The organism is Methylocystis sp. MJC1 (assembly GCF_026427715.1).
Taxonomy (GTDB): domain Bacteria; phylum Pseudomonadota; class Alphaproteobacteria; order Rhizobiales; family Beijerinckiaceae; genus Methylocystis.
The window spans coordinates 1,753,808-1,773,277 of record NZ_CP107558.1 but is presented as its reverse complement, the minus strand read 5'-3'; the positions used below and the strand labels follow the sequence as shown (position 1 = coordinate 1,773,277).

The following is a 19,470-nucleotide window of genomic DNA, read 5'->3' as shown; positions in this document are numbered from 1 at the left end:
CCCTATCGGCCAATGTGCGCGCACGCATGGAACGCTTTGCCCGACTCCCGCATTTTCCTGCAGATGAATTTGCGGAGCCATAGAAAATGCGTCTTTTCAATTTTCGGCGTCTCGCCGCCGCCGCCTCCATGCTGATCGCCGGCGCCTTTTCAACAACCGCCTCGGCGGAAGACCGGGGCTTTATGGCGCTTTTCGAAGAACAACCCAGTCCCGCCGCTGCGAATGAGGATGTATTTTACGCCAACAGCCAACAGGCGTCCTATGAACAGCAGGACGACATGCGCCTGCAGCGGGACTATCCGACCGTAACGCGCGAGATGGTGTCCGATCCGACGAACGAACGCCCTGGCACGATCACCGTCGATACGGAGAACCGCTACCTCTATCTCTCGCTCTCCGACGGCAAGGCGGTTCGCTATGGGATCGGCGTGGGCCGCGACGGATTTACCTGGAAGGGGCGAGTCCGTGTCGGCCGCAAGGAAGCCTGGCCCGATTGGACGCCGCCGAAGGAAATGTTGAAGCGTCGTCCCGATCTGCCGCGCCACATGGCCGGCGGCGAGGAAAACCCCCTCGGCGCGCGCGCCATGTATCTCTACTCGGGTCCGAAGGACACGATGTTTCGCATCCACGGCTCAAATGAGCCCTGGACCATCGGACAGGCCGTCTCCTCCGGCTGCATCCGCATGACGAATGACGACGTCACGGACCTTTTCAGCCGCGTGAAGATCGGGACGACCGTCGTGGTGCTGTGACTTCATCTCCTCCCAAACGACAAAAGCCCCGGAAATCCGGGGCTTTTTTTTGCGTCGATAGGCTGGACGCCTATTCCATGTTGCAGTTGAACACGAAGTTGGTCAGCGCCGATAAGGTGACTTGAATGACGACCCAGGCCCCGATCAAAATCCAGGCGATTTTCTTCTGGTCGCGCCCATAGAGAAAGGCACCCGCCAGCGGCAGGACCAGAAAAAAGAACTGCCACGGCTGGGCGACGAAAGTGTCGCAATACCAAAGGTTCAATTTTTCGCTGACCATTTTCCTCACCTTGGCAAATTCGTTTCACCCATCAAATGCAGGTCGACCGCATGGGCGCATTGGCGCCCCTCGCGAATGGCCCACACGACAAGCGATTGTCCGCGCCGCATGTCTCCGCACGCGAATACTTTTTCGCGCGACGTCTTATAGGCGCGCGTATCCGCCGCCACATTGCCGCGACCGTCGAGATCGACGCCGCTTTGTTCGAGGAGCCCTTCCTTGGTGGGCGAGACGAAGCCCATGGCGAGCAGCACTAGATCGGCCTTGATCGTGAAGGAACTGTCGGGAACCTCCTGCATCTTGCCGTCGACCCGCACGCAGCGCAGCCCTTTGACCGCGCCGCCTTCGCCGATGAACTCCTTGGTCAGCACGGAGAATTCGCGCGCGGAGCCCTCTTCATGCGACGAGGAGGTGCGCATCTTCAGCGGCCAGTCCGGCCAGGTCAGGAGCTTGTTTTCCTTTTCCGGCGGCTTCGGCATGATTTCGAGCTGCGTCACCGACAGCGCGCCATGCCGCACCGAGGTGCCGATGCAGTCCGAGCCCGTATCGCCGCCGCCGATGACGACGACATGCTTTCCAGTCGCGAAGATCGGTTCGTTGGTCGTGAGCGGCTCGCCCGCGACGCGGCGGTTCTGCTGGGTCAGGAAATCCATGGCGACATGCACGCCGCGCAGCTCGCGCCCGGGGATCGGCAGCTCGCGCGGCTGCTCGGCGCCGCCGGCGAGGATCACCGCGTCATGGCTGGCGACGAGGTCGCGGACGTTCATGTCGACGCCGACGTTAACGCCGTAATGGAAGACCACGCCCTCGGCCTCCATCTGCGCGACGCGGCGGTCGATCAGGTGCTTTTCCATCTTGAAGTCGGGAATGCCATAGCGCAGCAAACCGCCGGCCTTCGCGTTCTTCTCGTAGAGATGGACGTCGTGGCCGGCGCGTGCGAGCTGCTGCGCGGCGGCGAGGCCCGCGGGGCCCGAGCCGACGACGGCGACGCGCCGCCCCGTCTTGCGCTTCGGCGGCTCGGGGACGACCCAGCCCTGCTCGAAGCCGCGGTCGACGATCGCGCATTCGATCGTCTTGATGGTGACGGGCTGGTCCTGAAGGTTCAGCGTGCAGGAGGCCTCGCAGGGCGCGGGGCAGATGCGGCCGGTGAACTCGGGGAAGTTGTTGGTCGAATGAAGATTGGCGAGCGCGCGCTTCCACTCTCCGTGATAGACGAGGTCGTTCCAGTCGGGGATCTGATTATTGACCGGGCAGCCATTGTGGCAGAACGGGATGCCGCAATCCATGCAGCGCGCGGCCTGGCTTTTGGTCGCCTCTTCGGAGAGCGGGATCACGAACTCGTCATAGTGACGAATGCGATCGGCCGCCGGCTTATATTTGCGGTCCTGCCGGTCGATTTCGAGAAAGCCCGTGACCTTGCCCATATCAGTTCCCAACCTTTCGCATCGAGTCAGCCCGCCAACAACCGGCTGCCACTGCGCGACTTCACAAAAGTTCTAAACGCCTTCGTCTATTCCCCGTCAAGGCGTCCACCGGACGAGGCGGGCGGCGAAAGAGCTGATGCCCTGCGCCGCCGCGATCTTTGTCCATCCGCCGCTCCGGCCTCACTCGCCCGCGGCCTTCAACCGGCCCGGCTGCGCCTTCTTGGCCATTTCCGTCAGCGCGCGGCGGTATTCGATCGGCATCACCTTGCGGAACTTGCCGCGATAGTTCTCCCAATCGTCGAGAATCTGCCGCGCGCGGGTCGAGCCCGTGTAGCGCAGATGCCGCTCGATGAGCTGGCGCAGGCGCTCGGCGTCGAAGCGCGTCATATCCGACATCACATCGACCTTGCCATGCATCTCCAAATCGCCGGTCTGATGGTAATTCTCGGTCATCAGCGTCTCTTCGGCGCTCACGGGTTCGAGATCGACCATTGCGAGGTTGCAGCGGCTCGCGAAGCTGCCGTCCTCGTCGAGGACATAAGCAATGCCGCCGGACATGCCGGCGGCGAAGTTACGCCCCGTCTGGCCCAGCACGACCACCACGCCGCCGGTCATATATTCGCAGCCATGGTCGCCCGCGCCCTCGACCACCGCGACGGCGCCCGAGTTACGCACCGCGAAGCGCTCGCCCGCAACGCCGCGGAAATAGCACTCGCCCGCGATTGCGCCATAAAGCACCGTATTGCCGACGATGATCGAGCTGGACGGATCGATTTTCTTGGCCTCGCGCGACGGATAGACGATCAGCTTGCCGCCCGAGAGGCCCTTGCCGACATAGTCGTTCGCCTCGCCTTCGAGCTGCAGCGTCACGCCGCGCGCCAGGAAGGCGCCGAAGCTCTGCCCCGCCGTGCCGACGGCGCGGATGTTGATCGTGTCCTCCGGCAGGCCCGTGTGACCGAAGACGCGCGCGACCTCGCCGGAGAGCATGGCGCCCGTGGTGCGGTCGACGTTCTTGATCGATGTCTCGATCGACACTTTCGCGCCGCGGTCGAGGGCCGGCCGCGCCTCGGCGACGAGCTTGTTGTCGAGAACCTTGTCGAGGCCGTGGTCCTGAAGCTGCGAATGACGGATCGCCGCGCCCTCGCCTTCCGGCTTGTAGAAGAGCTTCGAGAAGTCGAGGCCCTGCGCCTTCCAGTGAGCGATGGCCTTGGTCTTGTCGAGCATCTGCATCTGGCCGACGAGCTCGTCGAAGCTGCGGTAGCCCATCTGCGCCATCAGCTCGCGCGCTTCCTCGGCGACGAAGAAGAAGTAGTTGATGACATGCTCGGGCTGGCCGGCGAAGCGCTTGCGCAGCACCGGGTCCTGCGTGGCGACGCCAACGGGGCAAGTGTTGAGATGGCACTTGCGCATCATGATGCAGCCGGCCGCAATGAGCGGGGCCGTCGAGAAGCCGAACTCGTCCGCGCCGAGCAGCGCGCCGATGATCACGTCGCGACCCGTGCGCAGACCGCCGTCAACCTGCACGGCGATGCGCGAACGCAGGCCATTGAGCACCAGCGTCTGATGCGTCTCGGCGAGACCGATCTCCCAGGGCGAGCCCGCATGCTTGATGGAGGTGAGCGGCGAAGCGCCCGTGCCGCCGTCATAGCCAGAGATCGTCACATGGTCGGCGCGGCCCTTTGAGACGCCCGCCGCAACTGTGCCGACGCCAACTTCGGAGACGAGCTTCACCGACACGCCGGCCTTCGGGTTCACGTTCTTGAGATCGAAGATGAGCTGCGCCAAATCCTCGATCGAATAGATGTCGTGGTGCGGCGGCGGCGAGATGAGGCCGACGCCCGGCGTCGAGTGGCGCACCTTGGCGATCACCGCGTCGACCTTGTCGCCGGGCAGCTGGCCGCCTTCGCCGGGCTTCGCGCCCTGCGCCATCTTGATCTGGATCATATCGGCGTTGACGAGATACTCTGTCGTCACGCCGAAGCGGCCGGACGCCACCTGCTTGATGGCGGAACGCATCGTGTCGCCGTTCGGCAAGGGCTTGAAGCGATCAGGCTCCTCGCCGCCCTCGCCCGTGTTCGACTTGCCGCCGATGCGGTTCATCGCGATGGCGAGCGTGGTGTGCGCCTCGCGCGAGATCGAGCCGAAGGACATGGCGCCGGTCGCGAAACGCTTCACGATCGCGGAAGCAGGCTCCACCTCGTCGAGCGGAACCGGCTTGCGGCCGTCTTCATCGGCGCTCTTGATGCGGAACAGACCACGCAGATTGAGCAGCTTTTCGTCTTGCTCGTTCAACGCCTTGGCGAAGGCGCGATACTGCTCCTGCGCATTGCCGCGCACGGCGTGCTGAAGCAGCGAGATGGTCTGGGGCGTCCAGCTATGCGCTTCGCCGCGCGTGCGGAAGGCGTAATCGCCGCCGACGTCCAGCGCGTCGCGATAAACCGGCGCGTCGCCGAAAGCGAGGCGATGACGGCGCACTGTCTCCTTGGCGATCTCGTCGAGGCCAACACCCTCGACGCGCGTCGTCGTGCCGGTGAAGAATTCGTCGACGAAGCTCTGCGCGAGGCCGACCGCGTCGAAAATCTGCGCGCCGCAGTAGGACTGATAGGTCGAAATGCCCATCTTGGACATGACCTTCAGCAGGCCCTTGCCCACCGCCTTGATGTAGCGCTTGATCGCCGTATCGGCGTCGACATCCGCCGGGAATTCGCCGGCCGAAGCTTCCAGCGTATCGAAGGCGAGATAGGGATTGATCGCCTCGGCGCCGTAACCCGCGAGGCAGGCGAAGTGATGCACTTCGCGCGCTTCGCCGGTTTCGACCACGAGGCCGACCGAGGTGCGCAGGCCCTTGCGGATCAGATGGTGATGCACCGCCGCCGTCGCGAGCAGCGCCGGAATCGGAATGCGGTCCGGCCCCGCCATGCGGTCGGAGAGGATGATGATGTTGTAGCGGCCGGAAACAGCTTCTTCCGCGCGCTGGCATAGACGCTGGATGGCGCTGCCCATGCCCGCCGCGCCCTTGCTGGAATCATAGGAAATTTCCAGCGTCTTGGTGTCGAAGCTGTCCTCGACCATGCCGATCCAGCGGATCTTTTCCAAATCCTCATTGGTGAGGATCGGCTGGCGCACTTCGAGCCGCTTCTTATTGGCCGAACCCTCGTGGTCGAGAATGTTCGGGCGCGGGCCGATGAAGGAGACGAGGCTCATGACCAGCTCTTCGCGGATCGGGTCGATCGGCGGATTGGTCACCTGCGCGAAGTTCTGCTTGAAATAGGTGTAGAGCAGCTTCTCCTTGTCGGAGAGCGGCGACACCGGCGTGTCCGTGCCCATGGAGCCGATGGCCTCCTGACCGGTGACGGCCATGGGGAACATCAGCGTGTAAAGGTCTTCCTCGGTGTAGCCGAAGGCCTGCTGGCGATCGAGCAGCGTGACGTCGGCGCGCGCCGGACGCGCCTCGACGGGCCGCAGCTCCTCGAGCTGAATCTGCGTGCGCGCCAGCCATTCCTTATAGGGATGCGAGAGCGCGAGCTCCTTCTTGATCTCGTCGTCGGAGACGATGCGCCCCTGCTCCAGATCGACGAGCAGCATCTTGCCCGGCTGCAGGCGCCACTTGGTGACGATCTTCTCGTCCGGAATCGGCAGCACGCCCATTTCCGACGCCATCACCACGAGGCCGTCGTCGGTGACGAGATAGCGCGCCGGACGCAGGCCGTTGCGGTCGAGCGTCGCGCCGATCTGGCGACCATCGGTGAAGGCCATGGCGGCGGGGCCGTCCCACGGCTCCATGAGCGACGCATGGTGCTCGTAGAAAGCGCGGCGGTCGTCGTCCATTAGCGGATTGCCCGCCCAGGCCTCGGGGATCAGCATCATCACCGCATGCGCCAGCGAATAGCCGCCGCGCACCAGGAATTCGAGCGCATTGTCGAAGCAGGCGGTGTCGGACTGACCCTCATAGGAGATCGGCCAGAGCTTGGTGATGTTGTCGCCATAGAGCGGCGAGGAAACCGACGCCTGACGCGCCGCCATCCAGTTCAGATTGCCGCGCAGCGTGTTGATCTCGCCGTTATGTGCGACGAAGCGATAGGGATGCGCGAGGCGCCAGGACGGGAAAGTATTCGTCGCAAAGCGCTGATGCACCAGAGCGATCGCCGAGACGAAGCGCGGGTCCTTGAGATCTCGGAAATATTCGCCGAGCTGCGAGACCAGCACCATGCCCTTGTAGACGATGGTGCGCGCCGAGACGGAAACAGCGTAAAACTCGCGGGCGCCATTCTGGAGCTTGTAGATTTCATTCGAGGAGGACTTGCGCGCGAGATAGACGCGCCGTTCGAAATCCGCTTCGTCCTTCACATCGGGACCACGACCGACGAACAGCTGCATATGATGCGGCTCGACGGCCTTCACCGCCTCGCCGAGATCGCTCGAATCGACCGGCAGATCGCGCCAGCCGAGCACGACGACGCCCTCGTCCTTCATCTGCGCTTCGAGAATCTCGCGCGCCTTGGCGCGCATCTCGAGATCGCGCGGCATGAAGAACTGGCCGATGGCGTATTCGCCCGGCGCCGGGAGCTGGAAACCGAGCTTGGCGCATTCCGCCTTGAAGAAGTCGTGCGGAATCTGGACGAGAATGCCGCAGCCGTCGCCGAGCTTGGGATCAGCGCCAACCGCGCCGCGATGGTCGAGGTTGAGAAGGATCTGCAGACCCATCTCGACGATGGCGTGCGACCTCTCATTGTGCATGTTGGCGACGAAGCCGACGCCGCAGGAGTCGTGCTCTTTCGACGGATCGTAGAGCCCCTGCGCGGCCGGCAGGGCCGGATCGCGCCCGATGGCGATCTCTTGGCCCAGGGCCTCTTGCACGGCGTTTTCAACGACCTTCGTCATGGCGGCGTCTCCCCGACGCGGCGCGGCGTATTTCTGCGGCCGGCGCCTCGTCACATTCGTTTTTCCAAAAACTGCATAGAGCAAGTTCGCGGCGGATAGAAGCGCGCTTGCGCCCTCTTCTGCCCCTGCTTGCGCGGCGTTTTCTGCGCCTTCCCTTCAGCCAGGCCGCCGCGCCGTCAGGCAAGAGGCGCGCCAAACCGTATTGATCGTCGGTCGTTCGGCCCGCGCCGCCGGCTTTGACCGCGGCGCGTTGGAAAAAGGCGACTTTCGAAGGGCGACGACGTCAAAAGGTCAGCAGCACTGACATATCGACGCCCATGATTGTTGCCAGATTTATGCTTCGGTGACAAGCAACCGCTCCCCGCGAGAACGGTTCCTACCGGCAATTAATGTTGCGCGTCCAATGCTCGCCGCAATCGGGAAGAAGATGGTAAGCGAGGGGACGACGGTTTAAGGAATGTGAGCATGTCATCTGCCTGGCGAAAATGGGGACCCCCTCTCGCCCTCGGGCTCGCGCTGGCCTACGGGATCGGCACCGACGCCGCGACGGCGCAGTTTTTCTTCCGCCCCTTCGCTTATAGCTGGCAGTATCAACTGCCGCCCGAAGACGAGGATTTCGAAGCCCCGCGCTTCGCCTCGCGCGGCTCCGTGGCGCGCATCCTCGCCCGCGAAGGGTTCCAACTCGTGGGCCCGCTTGGCCGGCGTGGTGATCAGATCGTCGCCACGGGCGTCAGTCGCCGCGAGGGTGAAACGCGATTCTTCATCGATCCCTACGAGGGCGTAATCCTCCACGCCATGCGGGTCGCGCCGCCAGCGGCCATCGAGCGTCCTCCCACGGATGACAATGGTTTCATTCCACCGCTTGGAGGCTCCCACCCGGTCGTCAAGGAGATTGGCAAAAACCGGGCGCCAGTCGACGAGATGCGGGGGAATGGGCGTGCGCTGCGCCTGCCGCAGCCCGCCCCGGAGGCGCCCGCCGCCCAACAGACGCAGCGTCCAGCGAGCGGCGCGGCGCGTCCCGCGCTTGCGCCCAACGCGCCGGCCGTTGCGCAGCCGGCCCCAACCGCGAAGCCCGCCGAAGCGCAAAAGCCGATCGAATGGGCAAAGCCAGCCGAGATCTCGAAGCCCGCCGAACCGGCCAAACCGACTGAGCCGCCCCAGGCGCCGCAAGCGGCAAAGGAGGCTTTGCCGCCCGCTCAAACGCAAAAGCCGATCTCGGCGACGCCCCCTGAGGCGGCAAAGGCTCCTGCCCTCGCAAAACCGGCTCCCGCGCCAAAGCCGGTAGAAACCAAAGCGGAGGCCGCCAAATCAGAGGCCGCCAGGCTACCGCAGCCGGGGCCGCTCGCCGAACCCGCGAAATCTCCCGCCGCGGCGGCAAAGGCGCCGGCGCCGCGCGCTGTCGCCGCGCGTTCCACCGCCGCCTCGCATCGCGCCATCGTCCCGCCGGAGGCGACTGAGGGCCCTGCCGCCGTCACCCCATCGGCGCCGACGACCGCCACGGCTCATGCGACGCCGAGCGCCAAGACGCCCCAGAAGACGCCGTAAAGTAGCGCGGAGCGGAGGCGCCCGCCGCTGTTTGCTGTCCCGATAAACAAAAGAGGCGCCCGAGCGGGCGCCTCTGCATGATCGCAAATAGCAAGCGGCCTTACGCAGCCTTGGATTCGACAACCTTGGCGGTCGGAGCGCTGCCGCCGATCTCGATGCGACGCGGCTTCTGCGTCTCGGGGATTTCCCGCACCAGATCGACATGCAGCAGGCCGTTGACCAGGCTCGCGCCCGTCACGACCACGTGATCGGCGAGCTGGAACCGGCGCTCGAATGCGCGGGCGGCGATCCCTTGATGCAACATCTCACGACCCTGGGGGGGCGGAGACTGATCCTTGGAGCCTTTGATCGACAGCGTATTTTCTTTTGTCTCGATCGTGAGCTCCTCCCGCGAGAAGCCGGCGAGCGCCAGCGTTACGCGATAAGCGTTCTCGCCGGTGCGCTCGATATTATAAGGCGGATAGGTCGACGCGCCGTCGACGCCGCCCGCCTGATCGAGAAGATTGAAGAGACGATCGAAGCCCACAGTCTGACGATAGAGGGGCGAAAGATCGAAGTGACGCATGACATATCCTCCGTATGAAGCGACATGCGGCGCGCTGCGTATCGCGCCGCGCCTTTTTGCGCGTCCAGTGCGGCCCGCGCTGAATTCGATTTGGGAAGCGGCTTTGGTGAGTTCAAGGGTCGGCGTTTTGTTGCTGACCAGAAATATAGTTGCCGAAAAGACACAGTCTAACCGAATACGACGCTTGTATGACCTAGTCGCTAGCTAAGCCACGAACTCCTAAGCATAAATCCGCTCCATGCGGATTCGAGGCCACATTTCCCGCGCGAATAGGAGCGGCGTCTTCATTGCCAATTGGGCGCGTCACGCGCTCGCGCTGGCGATGACGCTGTTCCTTGTCGTGCAGGCAGGCTCCCCGCAGTGGATGCGCGGCGGCTCCGGGCATGGCCCGGCAATGGCCGCCGAGGGATGCCAACGACCCGGCGTCACGCTTCTCGCGGGCGCTCCGCACCCGCCGGCGACGACCACTGACCATGATTGCAGCGCGTGTCTGGCCTGCGTCTTTTCAGCAATCGACGCTCGCCCGTCCGTGCAAGTCGCGCCCGCCGTCACGAGCCGGCTCGTCTTCTTCGTACCCAGCGGCGTTGCAACGCCTCACGCCCGCCGGCGTGCGGCCCATCCCGCGCGCGCGCCGCCGCTTTTCTCCTGACTGAACCTACCAACGCGAATCCAGTCTAACCGCCGTCGTTCGGCGGATCAGGAGAAGTTTGTCCCATGTCACGTCTTGTCTTGACGCGCGGCGTATCTGCTGGCGCGATCGCTCTCGCCTTGTTTGGCTACGCCCAAGCGCAAACGCCCCTGCCGGCAATCTCAGTGGGCGCCGCAGCCCGCGGCGCTGCAGCCGCGCCGCGATCGAACACAGTCGTCGCCCAGCCCGACAAGCTGCAAGACGCGACCATCATCGGACCGCGCGAGATCGCCAAAGAGCTGCCGGCGGCCGCCGACACAGTGCAGCTTCTCCAAAATGCGCCGGGCGTGAATTGGTACGAGGCGGGCGGCGTCTCCCGGCTGCCGGTCATTCACGGCATGGCGGACGATCGGCTGAAGATCCTCGTCGGGGGCGTCGAGGCGACCTCGGCCTGCGCCAACCATATGAATCCGCCACTCTCCTATATCGATCCGAACAATGTGCAGAACATCGACGTGCTCTCCGGCGTCATGCCGGTGAGCAAGGGCGGCGATTCGATCGGCGGCTCCATTCTCGTGACGCCGCGGCAGCCCGTCTTCGCGCCAAACCCCGCCGCCGCCCCGGCGGTCGTGGAGCCCACGGGACCGTTCCTGCTCGGCTCGCCCTATCCGCCCTTCTTGCCTTTCCGCGGCCAGGGCCTGCGCTTCGGCGCCCAAAACGAAATCCTCGCCACGGGCGCCATCTCGGCGTTTTTCCGCACAAACAACAACGGCATCACCGTCTCGGGCACGGCGAATGTCGCCAACGAGCATTGGAGCGTGCTCTACAACGGCGCGTGGTCGCGCGCGACGGATTATCATCAGGGCGGCGACGGCAGGAAGGTGCTGTCGACCAACTTCATCTCGGAGCAGCATTCGGTCACCGCGGCCTATCAGAACAACGGGCACCTGTTCTCGCTGCGCGGCGCCATAGAGAATATTCCCTATCAGGGCTTCCCCAATCAGCGCATGGATATGACCGGCAACCGCGCCTATACGGCGGACGCCAAATATCAGGGCGCTTATGACTGGGGCACAGTCGACGCGCGCGCCTTCTATCACTATGTCTCGCATACGATGGGCTTCCTGCAGGACAAGCAGCCCGCCAACATGCCGATGAACACGATCGGCAAGGACTTCGGCTATTCGATCAAGACGGAAATCCCCTTCACGCAGCTTTCCGGCCGCGACCTTCTGAGGATCGGCAGCGAATATCACGGCTTCCGGCTGAACGATTGGTGGGAGCCCATCTACCGCTCGATGATGATGGGCCCCCTCACCTTCTGGAACATCAACAACGGCGATCGCAACCGCGTCGGTCATTTTGCGGAATGGGAAGCCAATTGGACGCCGCAATGGTCGACCCTGCTCGGCGTGCGAAACGACGTCGTGTGGATGGATACGGGCAATGTCTCGCCCTACGACCCGCGCGCGAGAATTCCCATGGGCATGATGATGGGCATGCCCATGTATATGAATAACCCCGACGCCATCACGGCCGGCATTTTCAACAGCCGCAACCGTTCGCGCACAGACGTGAACTTCGACATGGTGGCGAAGGCCCGCTATCAGCGCGACGAAACGAGCGCCTATGAGGTGGGCTATTCGCGCAAGACCCGCTCGCCCAGCCTCTACGAACGTTACGCCTGGCCGGTGGCGATGGGGACCACCATGAACAATTGGTTCGGCGACCTCAACGGCTACACCGGCAATATGGACCTCAAGCCCGAGGTCGCCCATACGTTCGGCGTCACCGCCGAATGGAAGGATCCGAAAGGCAATTGGGAAGCGCGCGCTAATCCCTATTACACCTACATCGAAAACTTCATCACCGCCGAGCGCTACGGCAACACGACCGGCCCTGCGGGACTGGTCTTCCCCGTCCTGCAATTCCGCAATCACAAGGCCCAGATTTACGGATTCGACATTTCGGGCCGCGTGAAATTGTGGGAGACGCCAGAATATGGGCAGTTCTTCGCGTCCGGAAATATCAACTACGTCTTCGGCCGCGACTTCGACATGCCCGATTACACGGCCTGCGGTCTCTCGGGCTTCAATTGCTATATGCTGGCGAAGAATGTGCGCAAGGGCGACGGCCTCTATCACATCATGCCGCTGAATGCGCGCGGCGCCATCGAGCATCGCCTCGGCGGCTGGTCGAATGTGGTGGAGCTGCAACTCGTCGACAGCAAGACGCATATCTCCGTTGCGCGCAACGAGCTCAAGACCGGCGGCTATGCCCTGCTCAATCTACGCACGGCCTATGAGTGGGGAAATGTGCGTTTCGACCTGGGGTTAGAGAATGTCTTCGACCAGAAGTATTTCTCGCCACTCGGCGGAAGCTATTTCACCTTGGCCAAGGTCACGAATAATCCGGCCAATTACGGACCCGTGCCGGGGATGGGCCGTAATTTCGTGGCTGGGATGACGGTGAAGTTCTGATCGAACAGCATTGGGGCGGCGCGAATGCGCCGCCCCAATTCGCTACGTGCTCCTCGCGACGCGAAATCTCAGGTTTGACGCAGATGCAGAAGCCCCTCATGCTAAGGCTGCAGCGACGCGAAAGCGTCGCCCTTTCGTTATGGAAGCGGCCAATGACGTTTCGGATTGCGGTCCTCGTTCTTTTCGCCTGCGCCGCGACTTTTGCCCGCGCTGAACTCCTTGGCATGCAGGTCGACCGCGCTGTGACCGAGGAGGAGATGAAAGCCTCTTTGCGCGACGTCGAGCTCGTTGACGAGAAAGGCGCGCGGCTCGATCTGCGCACGCTCATGGCGAATGGCAAGCCGACGCTCGTCTCCCTTTGGGCCTATTGGTGCCCCAACTGCCTTGCGGAGGCGTCGGGTTACAAGGCGCTGGCCAGGGCCTGCGCGCAACGCTGGAACGTTGTCTTCGTCTCTGCCATTGCGTCCGACTTCCCCAAAGACCTCGCCAAGTTCAAGAGCTACGGCCTGCCGTGGAAAATCTACCGGGTCGGCGAATCGAGCAAGACCGACGGCGCCAAGGCGAAGGCCGCGCGCGCCTTCTACGGCGAGACCAAGCGCGGCGGCGTAGCGACGCCCCTGCATTATTTCCTGAACGCCTCAGGCGCGGTTTCCGCCATCGTAACCGGCAGGATGAACTTCGAAGAGCCTGACCGGCTCGCAGCCTTCTGCGCGATCTAAGATTTTAGGCCTCTTCTGGCGCCGTGCGAAAATGCACTATGTTCGCGCGGTTGGATTCGGCGCCATCGCCACGGAGGAAACATGCTCGAGCTGGTCGCGACGCCGGATAATCCCATTCCCACGGGCGCCATCGTTCAGCAATTGAAGACATACGATGGCAGACGCCTGCGCGCCGCGACCTTTCCCTGCCCCACGAGACCGCGCGGCACGGTCGCCGTCTTCCAAGGGCACAATGAATTCATCGAGAAATATTTCGAAACGATCGAGAACTTGCGCGAGCGGGGCTTCGACGTCGTCGCGCTCGACTGGCGCGGACAGGCGGGTTCGGAACGCGAACTCGCCGACCCGCGCAAAGGCCATGTGGATGATTTCTCGCAATATCAGCGCGACCTCGACGTCTTTATCGCTGAAGTGCTGAGCCCCCGGCCGCAGCCCTGGTTCGCGCTCGCTCATTCGATGGGCGGGGCCATTATGGTCGATCTGGCGCATTCTTCCCGACCGCCTTTCGAGCGCATAGCGCTCATCGCGCCCATGATCGACCTCGCCAATCTGCTCTTCCCCCGCGGCGCCAGATGGCTTGCCGATACGCTCGACATGCTGGGCCTCGGCGGCCAGTTCATCCCTTTCGGCGGGGGGCGCAACTACCTTGAGCTGCCCTTCGAGGCAAACAAGCTCACGACCGATCCGATACGCTTCGCCCGCAATGCGCGCATTGTCGCGGCCGCCCCGCAGCTCGTCATCGGCGATCCGACGATCGGCTGGGTCAACGCCGCCTTCCGCCTGATGAAGCGTTTCGAAGCGCCCGAATATCCGCGCGCCATTCGCACGCCGATATTGGTCTTTGAAGCCGGCCGCGAAAGAATAGTGTCGAACGCCGCCATGGAGCGTTTCATGCAGAATCTCGACACGGGGGCGCTGCTCACGATTGCCGGCGCCAAGCATGAGATTTTGATGGAGCGCGATGAGTTGCGCGGGCAGTTCTGGCAGGCCTTCGACGCGTTTATTCCGGGGTCGGGCGGCTGACAGAGTCCGGGAGGCCATGCCCGCCTGGGGACGCGCACAATTGGAGGATCATAAACTGCCGCGCGTCTGCCCAAGAGCGTGGCTGCTTCGATGACATGGCGTGGCCAAGCTCGGCAGGACCTCGGCTACTAATCCAATTTTTCGATTACTGTGATATTTATTATCTGATTTTTATGATCACTGAACGACGCTAGGTTCAGCTTGTCAACGAGGCGCGGCGCCAAACAGACGCCGAACCGACCGGGACGCCAAACTCAAAGATCGTTCAGGAGAAATAGAATGAAACGCTTCGCAAAAATCGTCGTCGTCGCCGCCGTCTGCGCCACGAGCATGAACCCGAACTCGACCGCCTTCGCCCACGAAAGCGGGAGCTGCAGCTACGACGAATCGGAGAGCATCCGCTGCTTCGATTGCTCGGAGCGGGTGCAGAGCAGCGACGGCTCTCATTGGGTCAATGCTTGTTCGACGAGAGGATCGGATGGGCGATCGGCCGAGCGCTAAAGAATGTTTCCGCTCGGAAACTCCCAATCCAAGCTTGGGATTTCTCATGACGAAGAGAGTGCCGCTTTAGAGCGGCTATCCTCTTCGGGCGTCTTCACGGATGGCGTGAAGACGCCCATTTCACTGCGTCGAAACTCCAATGCAGTATCTATCATGCGTATCAGTAGCGCCCCGATGCATTGGGGCCCGATAAGCGAAGCGATAATCGCCAAACTTGCAAACCAATCGAGCGCGCGATGAAGAACCTTCCGACGCTTCGCCAATTGAAATTCTTCGTCGCCGTGGTCGATCGCCTCCATTTCGGAAAAGCGGCCGAAGCCTGCTTCGTGGGACAATCAGCATTGAGCGCCGCCATCCAGGAGCTAGAGGAAACTTTGGGCGTAGCTCTCTTGGAGCGTACGCGGCGCTCCGTTGTCCCGACGACGATCGGGTTGGAAATCGCGACGCGGGCCCGTGCGCTGCTTCGGGACGCCGAAGATATCGTCGACATTGCCGCCGGTGCACAAGATCCCACGTCCGGGCCGCTCCGGCTCGGCGTAATTCCGACCATCGGGCCCTTTTTGATCCCGGAGGTGATGCCGAGGCTGCGCGCCGCCTTCCCCGGGCTTCGCGTGTATCTGCGCGAAGAGCAGACCAAGCCAATCCTAGCCCAACTGGAATCGGGGCAGCTCGACGTGGCTGTGATCGCATTGCCTTACCAGGTCGAGGACGTCGAGACGCTCGAGATCGCCGAGGATCCTTTCTTCATGGTCTGTCCGCGTGGGCATCGCCTCGATGGGCGCGCCTCTGCATGCGCCAGCGATCTGGAGCAGGAAGAGCTGCTGCTTCTGGAAGACGGCCATTGCATGCGCGACCATGCGCTGGCCGTATGTGCGCTCGCGGGCGCTCGTCGCAATATCGCCTTCCAAGGCACGAGCCTGCAGACGCTGGCGCAAATGGTCGCGGGCGGTCTTGGAATCACTCTCGCGCCACGGCTCGCGATCGAGGCCGGGCTTCTCAGGGGGCTCGATGTCTGCGTAGCGCCGATCGAAGGCGATCGGCCTGCTCGGCGCATTGCGCTCGCATGGCGCCGGACCTCTTGGCGCAAAGAGACCTTCCGCCTGCTTGCGGCGTCGCTCGCGGAAAGTCGTTTCTTCTCTCGAAGCGTCGATCTCGCCGCGGCAACTTCGGACAAAGACTGACGGCGCAATTCGCCGCCCCGAGCGGCGCCGATCAAAGCTTCACTTCGCGAGCAACCGCACTGCCGCCTCGTGCAGCGCCTTGTCGCCCGCAGCGACAATCGCCCCGCCTCGCGCCGGATCGCCGCCATCCCATGTCGTGACGACGCCCCCCGCCCCTTCGACGATCGGGATAAGCGCGACAATGTCATAAGAATTGAGGCCCGCTTCGATCACGAGATCGACATGGCCGGCGGCGAGCGCGCAATAGGCGTAGCAGTCGCCGCCATAGCGCGAGAGACGCACCTGCGATTCGACGCGGTGGAATTTGTCGCGCAGCGCCGGCTCGATGAGCAGAGGCGAGGTTGTCATCAGCGTCGCCTGGGCGAGCGTCGGGCACGGGCGCACAACCAGCTTGCGCCGCTCTTCCACCGTCTTGCCGTGACGCGACGGGCCGCGCCAGAAGGCGGCCTCGCCGTCGCCATGGAAACGCTCGCGCGTGAAAGGCTGATGCATCAGGCCATAGCAGGGGCGCCCACGATGGGAGAGGCCGATGAGCGTGCCCCAGGTTGGAAAGCCGGAGATAAAGCTCTTCGTTCCGTCGATCGGATCGAGCACCCAGACATATTCGGCGTCTTGATTCTTGGAGCCGAACTCTTCGCCGATGATACCGTGGCTTGGAAAGGTCCGCTCGATCAGCCGCCGCATCGCGATCTCGGCCGCGCGATCCGCCTCCGTCACCGGATCGAAAGCCCCGCCATGCGCCTTATCGTCCGCGGCGATTGCGGTGCGGAAAAAAGGCATGACAGCTTCGCCCGAAACATCGGCGAGCTCTTCCACAAATTTTTCGAAATCGACGACGGTCATGGTTGCTCCAGCGACGAAGGGCCGCGTTTATTCAGCGGCCATCCGACGCGGGCCGCCGAGAGATTCGTCCAGTTCGACATCCTGAGCGAGCCCGGCGACCACCTCGGCGAGATCGGCGGCGACAGTCGCAAAGCGGTCGTTTTTTTCCAGGGTCGACTCGTCCATGTATAGCCCGCGCGAGACTTCGATCTGCAACGCGTGCCAGCCCGCGCGCGGGCGGCCGAAATGCTCCGTGATGAAGCCGCCGGCGTAAGGTCGGTTTCGATGAACGTTGTAGCCTCTCGCGCGAAGCCGCGCCTCGACGCCGTCGACGAGGCTGGGCGCAACGCTCGCGCCATAACGATCGCCGATGACAAAATCGACGCGTTTCTTTTCCGCGCCAGCCAGCGGCGAGGCGCCTCGCGCGCCGGACGATGGCATGGAGTGGCAATCAACGACGACAGCGACGCCGAAGCGGCGGGCGGCGCGCTCCACCAGCGCGCGCAGCTCTGCGTGATAGGGTTTATAGAGCGCCTCGATCCGCTGCAGGCCTTCGTCGAGCGCTATGCGGCCAGCGTAAATTTCCCGAGCGTCGGCCGCCACCCGTGGAACAGTGCCGAGCCCGGCCGCGACCCTGAGCGAGCGCGTGTTGGCGAATTGCGGCAATGGCCCCTCGAACAGCTTGGGGTCGAGCTCGTAGGGCTCGCGGTTGAGATCGAGATAGGCGCGCGGGAACAGCGCGCGCAGCATCGGGGCGCCGACCGACCGCGCCGAGCCGAATAACTCATCGACATAAGCGTCTTCGGAGCGGCGCAGGGAGAGGGCGTCGAGCCTTGCGGCGGCAAGGAAGCGTGCGGGATAGATCCGCCCGGAGTGAGGGGACGAAAAAACAAGCGGCGACAGGAGTTCATCGGGCTTGATCACCTCGAAAGGCGGCGACAGCTCGGGTTCGAGAGGCGATGCTTCGCTCGCCCCCCCTTCCCCTTGTCCTAATTTTCGGCCATCCATCGAATCGTCCCGGCCCGTTCCGACCCGCCCGACGCTCCCGCTTTGGCGCGCGGAGGCCGCACGAGGGGTCGCGAGCGTCGAAAGGTTCTATAAATCTAGCCCTCTAAGTTACCCTCGCACGGCTGGGTTTTCACCCGATATTTACAGGCTGGGGTTCATATGGAAAAAACCCCTCGAGAGGACTGAGATGAACGAGAGCCCGACGGCGAAGATTCTGCTTGCCGAAGACGACAACGACATGCGTCGTTTCCTGGTGAAGGCGCTACAGCAGGCGGGTTTTTCGGTGACCTCCTTCGATAATGGGCTTTCCGCCTATGACCAGCTCCGCGTCGAGCCATTCGAGCTGCTGCTGACCGACATCGTCATGCCCGAGATGGACGGAATCGAGCTCGCCCGCCGCGCAACCGAGCTCGATCCGGATATAAAGGTCATGTTCATCACCGGCTTTGCCGCCGTCGCGCTGAACCCCGACAATCAAGCCCCCCGGCAGGCGAAGATTCTCTCCAAGCCCTTCCATCTGCGCGACCTCGTTAGCGAGGTTCAGCGCATGCTCGCGGCCTGACGACACAGGGAAAAGCCGGCCGTCATCCCCCAGAGACCGCTTCAAACATCCGGCGCGCCCAAGATGCCGGCCGGTAGATCATGATTCCTGCGACCTCCAATGTCTGCTGCTCGAAAGGAACGCGCGGCGCGCCTTCCATCAAGGTGAGATCGCCGGGCAGCGCCATCAATGCCTCTTCCGAGGTCGGCAGGTCGAAAACGACGCTTTTGCCAAGCGGAAGCGTTTGCGCGATATAATGAAGGATAATCAGGTTCTCCACAGCCTCGCGCGCCAATGATTGCGCATTCTTGCGGATCGTTCGCCCGCCCGCCGTTATCGCATAGCAACCGCTCATCTCGGTCGAGCGCAGGAGCGCGGCGACAAGCCGGCCGCGAATGTTCCATAGACATCTGCCGCCACGGGCGATTTCGACGAACGCGCCCTCGAACACCGTCGCGCTGCGGCGCAAGCGGGAGACGGGCCCGGTAATCGACGACTGCGTTGCGTCGGCGTAGCAAAAGCGCATGCTGAGCGCCGCTCCACCAGGCGTCGGAATAGGCTGACGCAGACGCTCGGCGACCGCTTCCGCGACACGGCAGAAAGAAGCGCCGTCGAGATGCTTGTGGTCGACAAACTGACTCGCATCGATATGGCCGAGTATGTCCGCGAGAAAGAGGCAGGCTGCGCCCCGCTTTTCCGCCGCAGTTCTGTAAATATTGTCGAGATACAACGATCCTTCGGCCTCGCCCTGCCCTTCGTGAGGCCGCAGACAAAGACAAAGGAATAGGATCCCGATCCCTTCGCGCGCGCAGAAGGTCAGAACGTCGCCAAGCGTATCGGCGATTATCTGGGGATCAAGACTCCCGCCCGCGAGCCAGACGGTGTCGTTCAGCGTATATTCGAAGATGAGGGCGTCTGGCTTCGGGTCCCCGTCCCGCTCCATCTTGAGCAAGCGGAGAAGCCCAAAAAGCGACCCGACCGCCCCCAGAAACTTGTTGTCGAACACATGCTCGGGCGCAATCCTTGCCAACTCGGCCGCCCAGCCGTGCTTCGGACTAGAATTGGACCCGCCAAGAATCATAATGCGCAAGATCCGCCTCCAAACGATCGCCAAGTCGCA

General features: G+C 63.2%; 16 protein-coding genes. 9 read left to right on the top strand and 7 right to left on the bottom strand.

The genetic code is table 11. The features are described from left to right. The first annotated feature begins 86 nt into the window (after window positions 1–86). Complete coding sequence (locus tag OGR47_RS08540) at window positions 87–752, top strand: L,D-transpeptidase (RefSeq protein ID WP_246729608.1); 666 nt, start codon at window positions 87–89, stop codon at window positions 750–752. Window positions 753–822: 70 nt separating this feature from the next. On the opposite strand, the gene OGR47_RS08535 is transcribed toward OGR47_RS08540, so the two are convergent. The 3 genes from OGR47_RS08535 to gltB all read right to left on the bottom strand — a co-directional run bounded on the left by OGR47_RS08535 (window position 823) and on the right by gltB (window position 7,337). After that, the gene (locus tag OGR47_RS08535; protein WP_165050246.1) at window positions 823–1,032 is read right to left on the bottom strand and encodes a hypothetical protein; all 210 of its coding nucleotides are present in this window, start codon (window positions 1,030–1,032) and stop codon (window positions 823–825) included. 5 nt (window positions 1,033–1,037) lie between these two features. Then, a complete protein-coding gene (locus OGR47_RS08530; RefSeq protein ID WP_165050248.1) occupies window positions 1,038–2,456 on the bottom strand; it encodes a glutamate synthase subunit beta in 1,419 nt (472 codons plus the stop codon). Between the two features lie 180 nt (window positions 2,457–2,636). Next, on the bottom strand, window positions 2,637–7,337 hold the full coding sequence (gene gltB / locus OGR47_RS08525; protein ID WP_165050250.1) for a glutamate synthase large subunit: 4,701 nt from the start codon (window positions 7,335–7,337) through the stop codon (window positions 2,637–2,639). Between the two features lie 465 nt (window positions 7,338–7,802). On the opposite strand from gltB, the gene OGR47_RS08520 reads away from it, so the two are divergent. Then, a complete protein-coding gene (locus OGR47_RS08520; RefSeq protein ID WP_165050252.1) occupies window positions 7,803–8,882 on the top strand; it encodes a hypothetical protein in 1,080 nt (359 codons plus the stop codon). A gap of 100 nt (window positions 8,883–8,982) precedes the next feature. On the opposite strand, the gene OGR47_RS08515 is transcribed toward OGR47_RS08520, so the two are convergent. Continuing rightward, window positions 8,983–9,447 carry an Hsp20 family protein gene (locus tag OGR47_RS08515; protein WP_165050255.1) on the bottom strand — a complete coding sequence of 155 codons (465 nt, stop codon included), beginning with the start codon at window positions 9,445–9,447 and terminating at the stop codon, window positions 8,983–8,985. Between the two features lie 238 nt (window positions 9,448–9,685). Here OGR47_RS08515 and OGR47_RS08510 point away from each other — a divergent pair, with 238 nt between their 5' ends. The 6 genes from OGR47_RS08510 (at window position 9,686) to OGR47_RS08485 (ending at window position 15,979) form a co-directional block, all read left to right on the top strand. Next, complete coding sequence (locus tag OGR47_RS08510; protein ID WP_165050257.1) at window positions 9,686–10,096, top strand: hypothetical protein; 411 nt, start codon at window positions 9,686–9,688, stop codon at window positions 10,094–10,096. A 65-nt stretch (window positions 10,097–10,161) separates the two neighbouring features. Further along, on the top strand, window positions 10,162–12,555 hold the full coding sequence (locus tag OGR47_RS08505; protein ID WP_165050259.1) for a TonB-dependent receptor: 2,394 nt from the start codon (window positions 10,162–10,164) through the stop codon (window positions 12,553–12,555). 152 nt (window positions 12,556–12,707) lie between these two features. Then, complete coding sequence (locus tag OGR47_RS08500; RefSeq protein WP_165050262.1) at window positions 12,708–13,274, top strand: TlpA family protein disulfide reductase; 567 nt, start codon at window positions 12,708–12,710, stop codon at window positions 13,272–13,274. 81 nt (window positions 13,275–13,355) lie between these two features. After that, window positions 13,356–14,297, top strand: a complete 942-nt coding sequence (locus tag OGR47_RS08495) for an alpha/beta fold hydrolase (RefSeq protein WP_165050264.1) — start codon at window positions 13,356–13,358, stop codon at window positions 14,295–14,297. Window positions 14,298–14,576: 279 nt separating this feature from the next. Continuing rightward, window positions 14,577–14,798, top strand: a complete 222-nt coding sequence (locus OGR47_RS08490) for a hypothetical protein (RefSeq protein ID WP_165050266.1) — start codon at window positions 14,577–14,579, stop codon at window positions 14,796–14,798. 236 nt (window positions 14,799–15,034) lie between these two features. Then, window positions 15,035–15,979 carry a hydrogen peroxide-inducible genes activator gene (locus OGR47_RS08485; RefSeq protein WP_165050269.1) on the top strand — a complete coding sequence of 315 codons (945 nt, stop codon included), beginning with the start codon at window positions 15,035–15,037 and terminating at the stop codon, window positions 15,977–15,979. Between the two features lie 39 nt (window positions 15,980–16,018). Here OGR47_RS08485 and hisN read toward each other — a convergent pair whose 3' ends face one another. Both hisN and OGR47_RS08475 read right to left on the bottom strand, forming a co-directional pair. Continuing rightward, entirely contained in the window at window positions 16,019–16,822 is an 804-nt protein-coding gene (gene hisN, locus OGR47_RS08480; protein WP_165050271.1) for a histidinol-phosphatase, read from the bottom strand. 27 nt (window positions 16,823–16,849) lie between these two features. Then, entirely contained in the window at window positions 16,850–17,809 is a 960-nt protein-coding gene (locus tag OGR47_RS08475) for an N-formylglutamate amidohydrolase (protein WP_165050273.1), read from the bottom strand. 187 nt (window positions 17,810–17,996) lie between these two features. Here OGR47_RS08475 and cpdR point away from each other — a divergent pair, with 187 nt between their 5' ends. Further along, complete coding sequence (gene cpdR / locus OGR47_RS08470; protein WP_165050276.1) at window positions 17,997–18,371, top strand: cell cycle two-component system response regulator CpdR; 375 nt, start codon at window positions 17,997–17,999, stop codon at window positions 18,369–18,371. A 22-nt stretch (window positions 18,372–18,393) separates the two neighbouring features. On the opposite strand, the gene OGR47_RS08465 is transcribed toward cpdR, so the two are convergent. Next, window positions 18,394–19,440, bottom strand: a complete 1,047-nt coding sequence (locus OGR47_RS08465; RefSeq protein ID WP_165050278.1) for a hypothetical protein — start codon at window positions 19,438–19,440, stop codon at window positions 18,394–18,396. Between the last annotated feature and the right edge of the window lie 30 nt (window positions 19,441–19,470).

Coding starts and splice junctions, on each gene's coding strand:
- OGR47_RS08485 (WP_165050269.1), top strand. CDS start 15,035: ATGAAGAACCTTCCGACGCTTCGCCAATTGAAATTCTTCGTCGCCGTG.
- OGR47_RS08540 (WP_246729608.1), top strand. CDS start 87: ATGCGTCTTTTCAATTTTCGGCGTCTCGCCGCCGCCGCCTCCATGCTG.
- OGR47_RS08500 (WP_165050262.1), top strand. CDS start 12,708: ATGACGTTTCGGATTGCGGTCCTCGTTCTTTTCGCCTGCGCCGCGACT.
- OGR47_RS08535 (WP_165050246.1), bottom strand. CDS start 1,032: ATGGTCAGCGAAAAATTGAACCTTTGGTATTGCGACACTTTCGTCGCC.
- hisN (WP_165050271.1), bottom strand. CDS start 16,822: ATGACCGTCGTCGATTTCGAAAAATTTGTGGAAGAGCTCGCCGATGTT.
- OGR47_RS08490 (WP_165050266.1), top strand. CDS start 14,577: ATGAAACGCTTCGCAAAAATCGTCGTCGTCGCCGCCGTCTGCGCCACG.
- cpdR (WP_165050276.1), top strand. CDS start 17,997: ATGAACGAGAGCCCGACGGCGAAGATTCTGCTTGCCGAAGACGACAAC.
- gltB (WP_165050250.1), bottom strand. CDS start 7,337: ATGACGAAGGTCGTTGAAAACGCCGTGCAAGAGGCCCTGGGCCAAGAG.
- OGR47_RS08495 (WP_165050264.1), top strand. CDS start 13,356: ATGCTCGAGCTGGTCGCGACGCCGGATAATCCCATTCCCACGGGCGCC.
- OGR47_RS08505 (WP_165050259.1), top strand. CDS start 10,162: ATGTCACGTCTTGTCTTGACGCGCGGCGTATCTGCTGGCGCGATCGCT.
- OGR47_RS08530 (WP_165050248.1), bottom strand. CDS start 2,456: ATGGGCAAGGTCACGGGCTTTCTCGAAATCGACCGGCAGGACCGCAAA.
- OGR47_RS08515 (WP_165050255.1), bottom strand. CDS start 9,447: ATGCGTCACTTCGATCTTTCGCCCCTCTATCGTCAGACTGTGGGCTTC.
- OGR47_RS08520 (WP_165050252.1), top strand. CDS start 7,803: ATGTCATCTGCCTGGCGAAAATGGGGACCCCCTCTCGCCCTCGGGCTC.
- OGR47_RS08510 (WP_165050257.1), top strand. CDS start 9,686: ATGCGGATTCGAGGCCACATTTCCCGCGCGAATAGGAGCGGCGTCTTC.
- OGR47_RS08475 (WP_165050273.1), bottom strand. CDS start 17,809: ATGGATGGCCGAAAATTAGGACAAGGGGAAGGGGGGGCGAGCGAAGCA.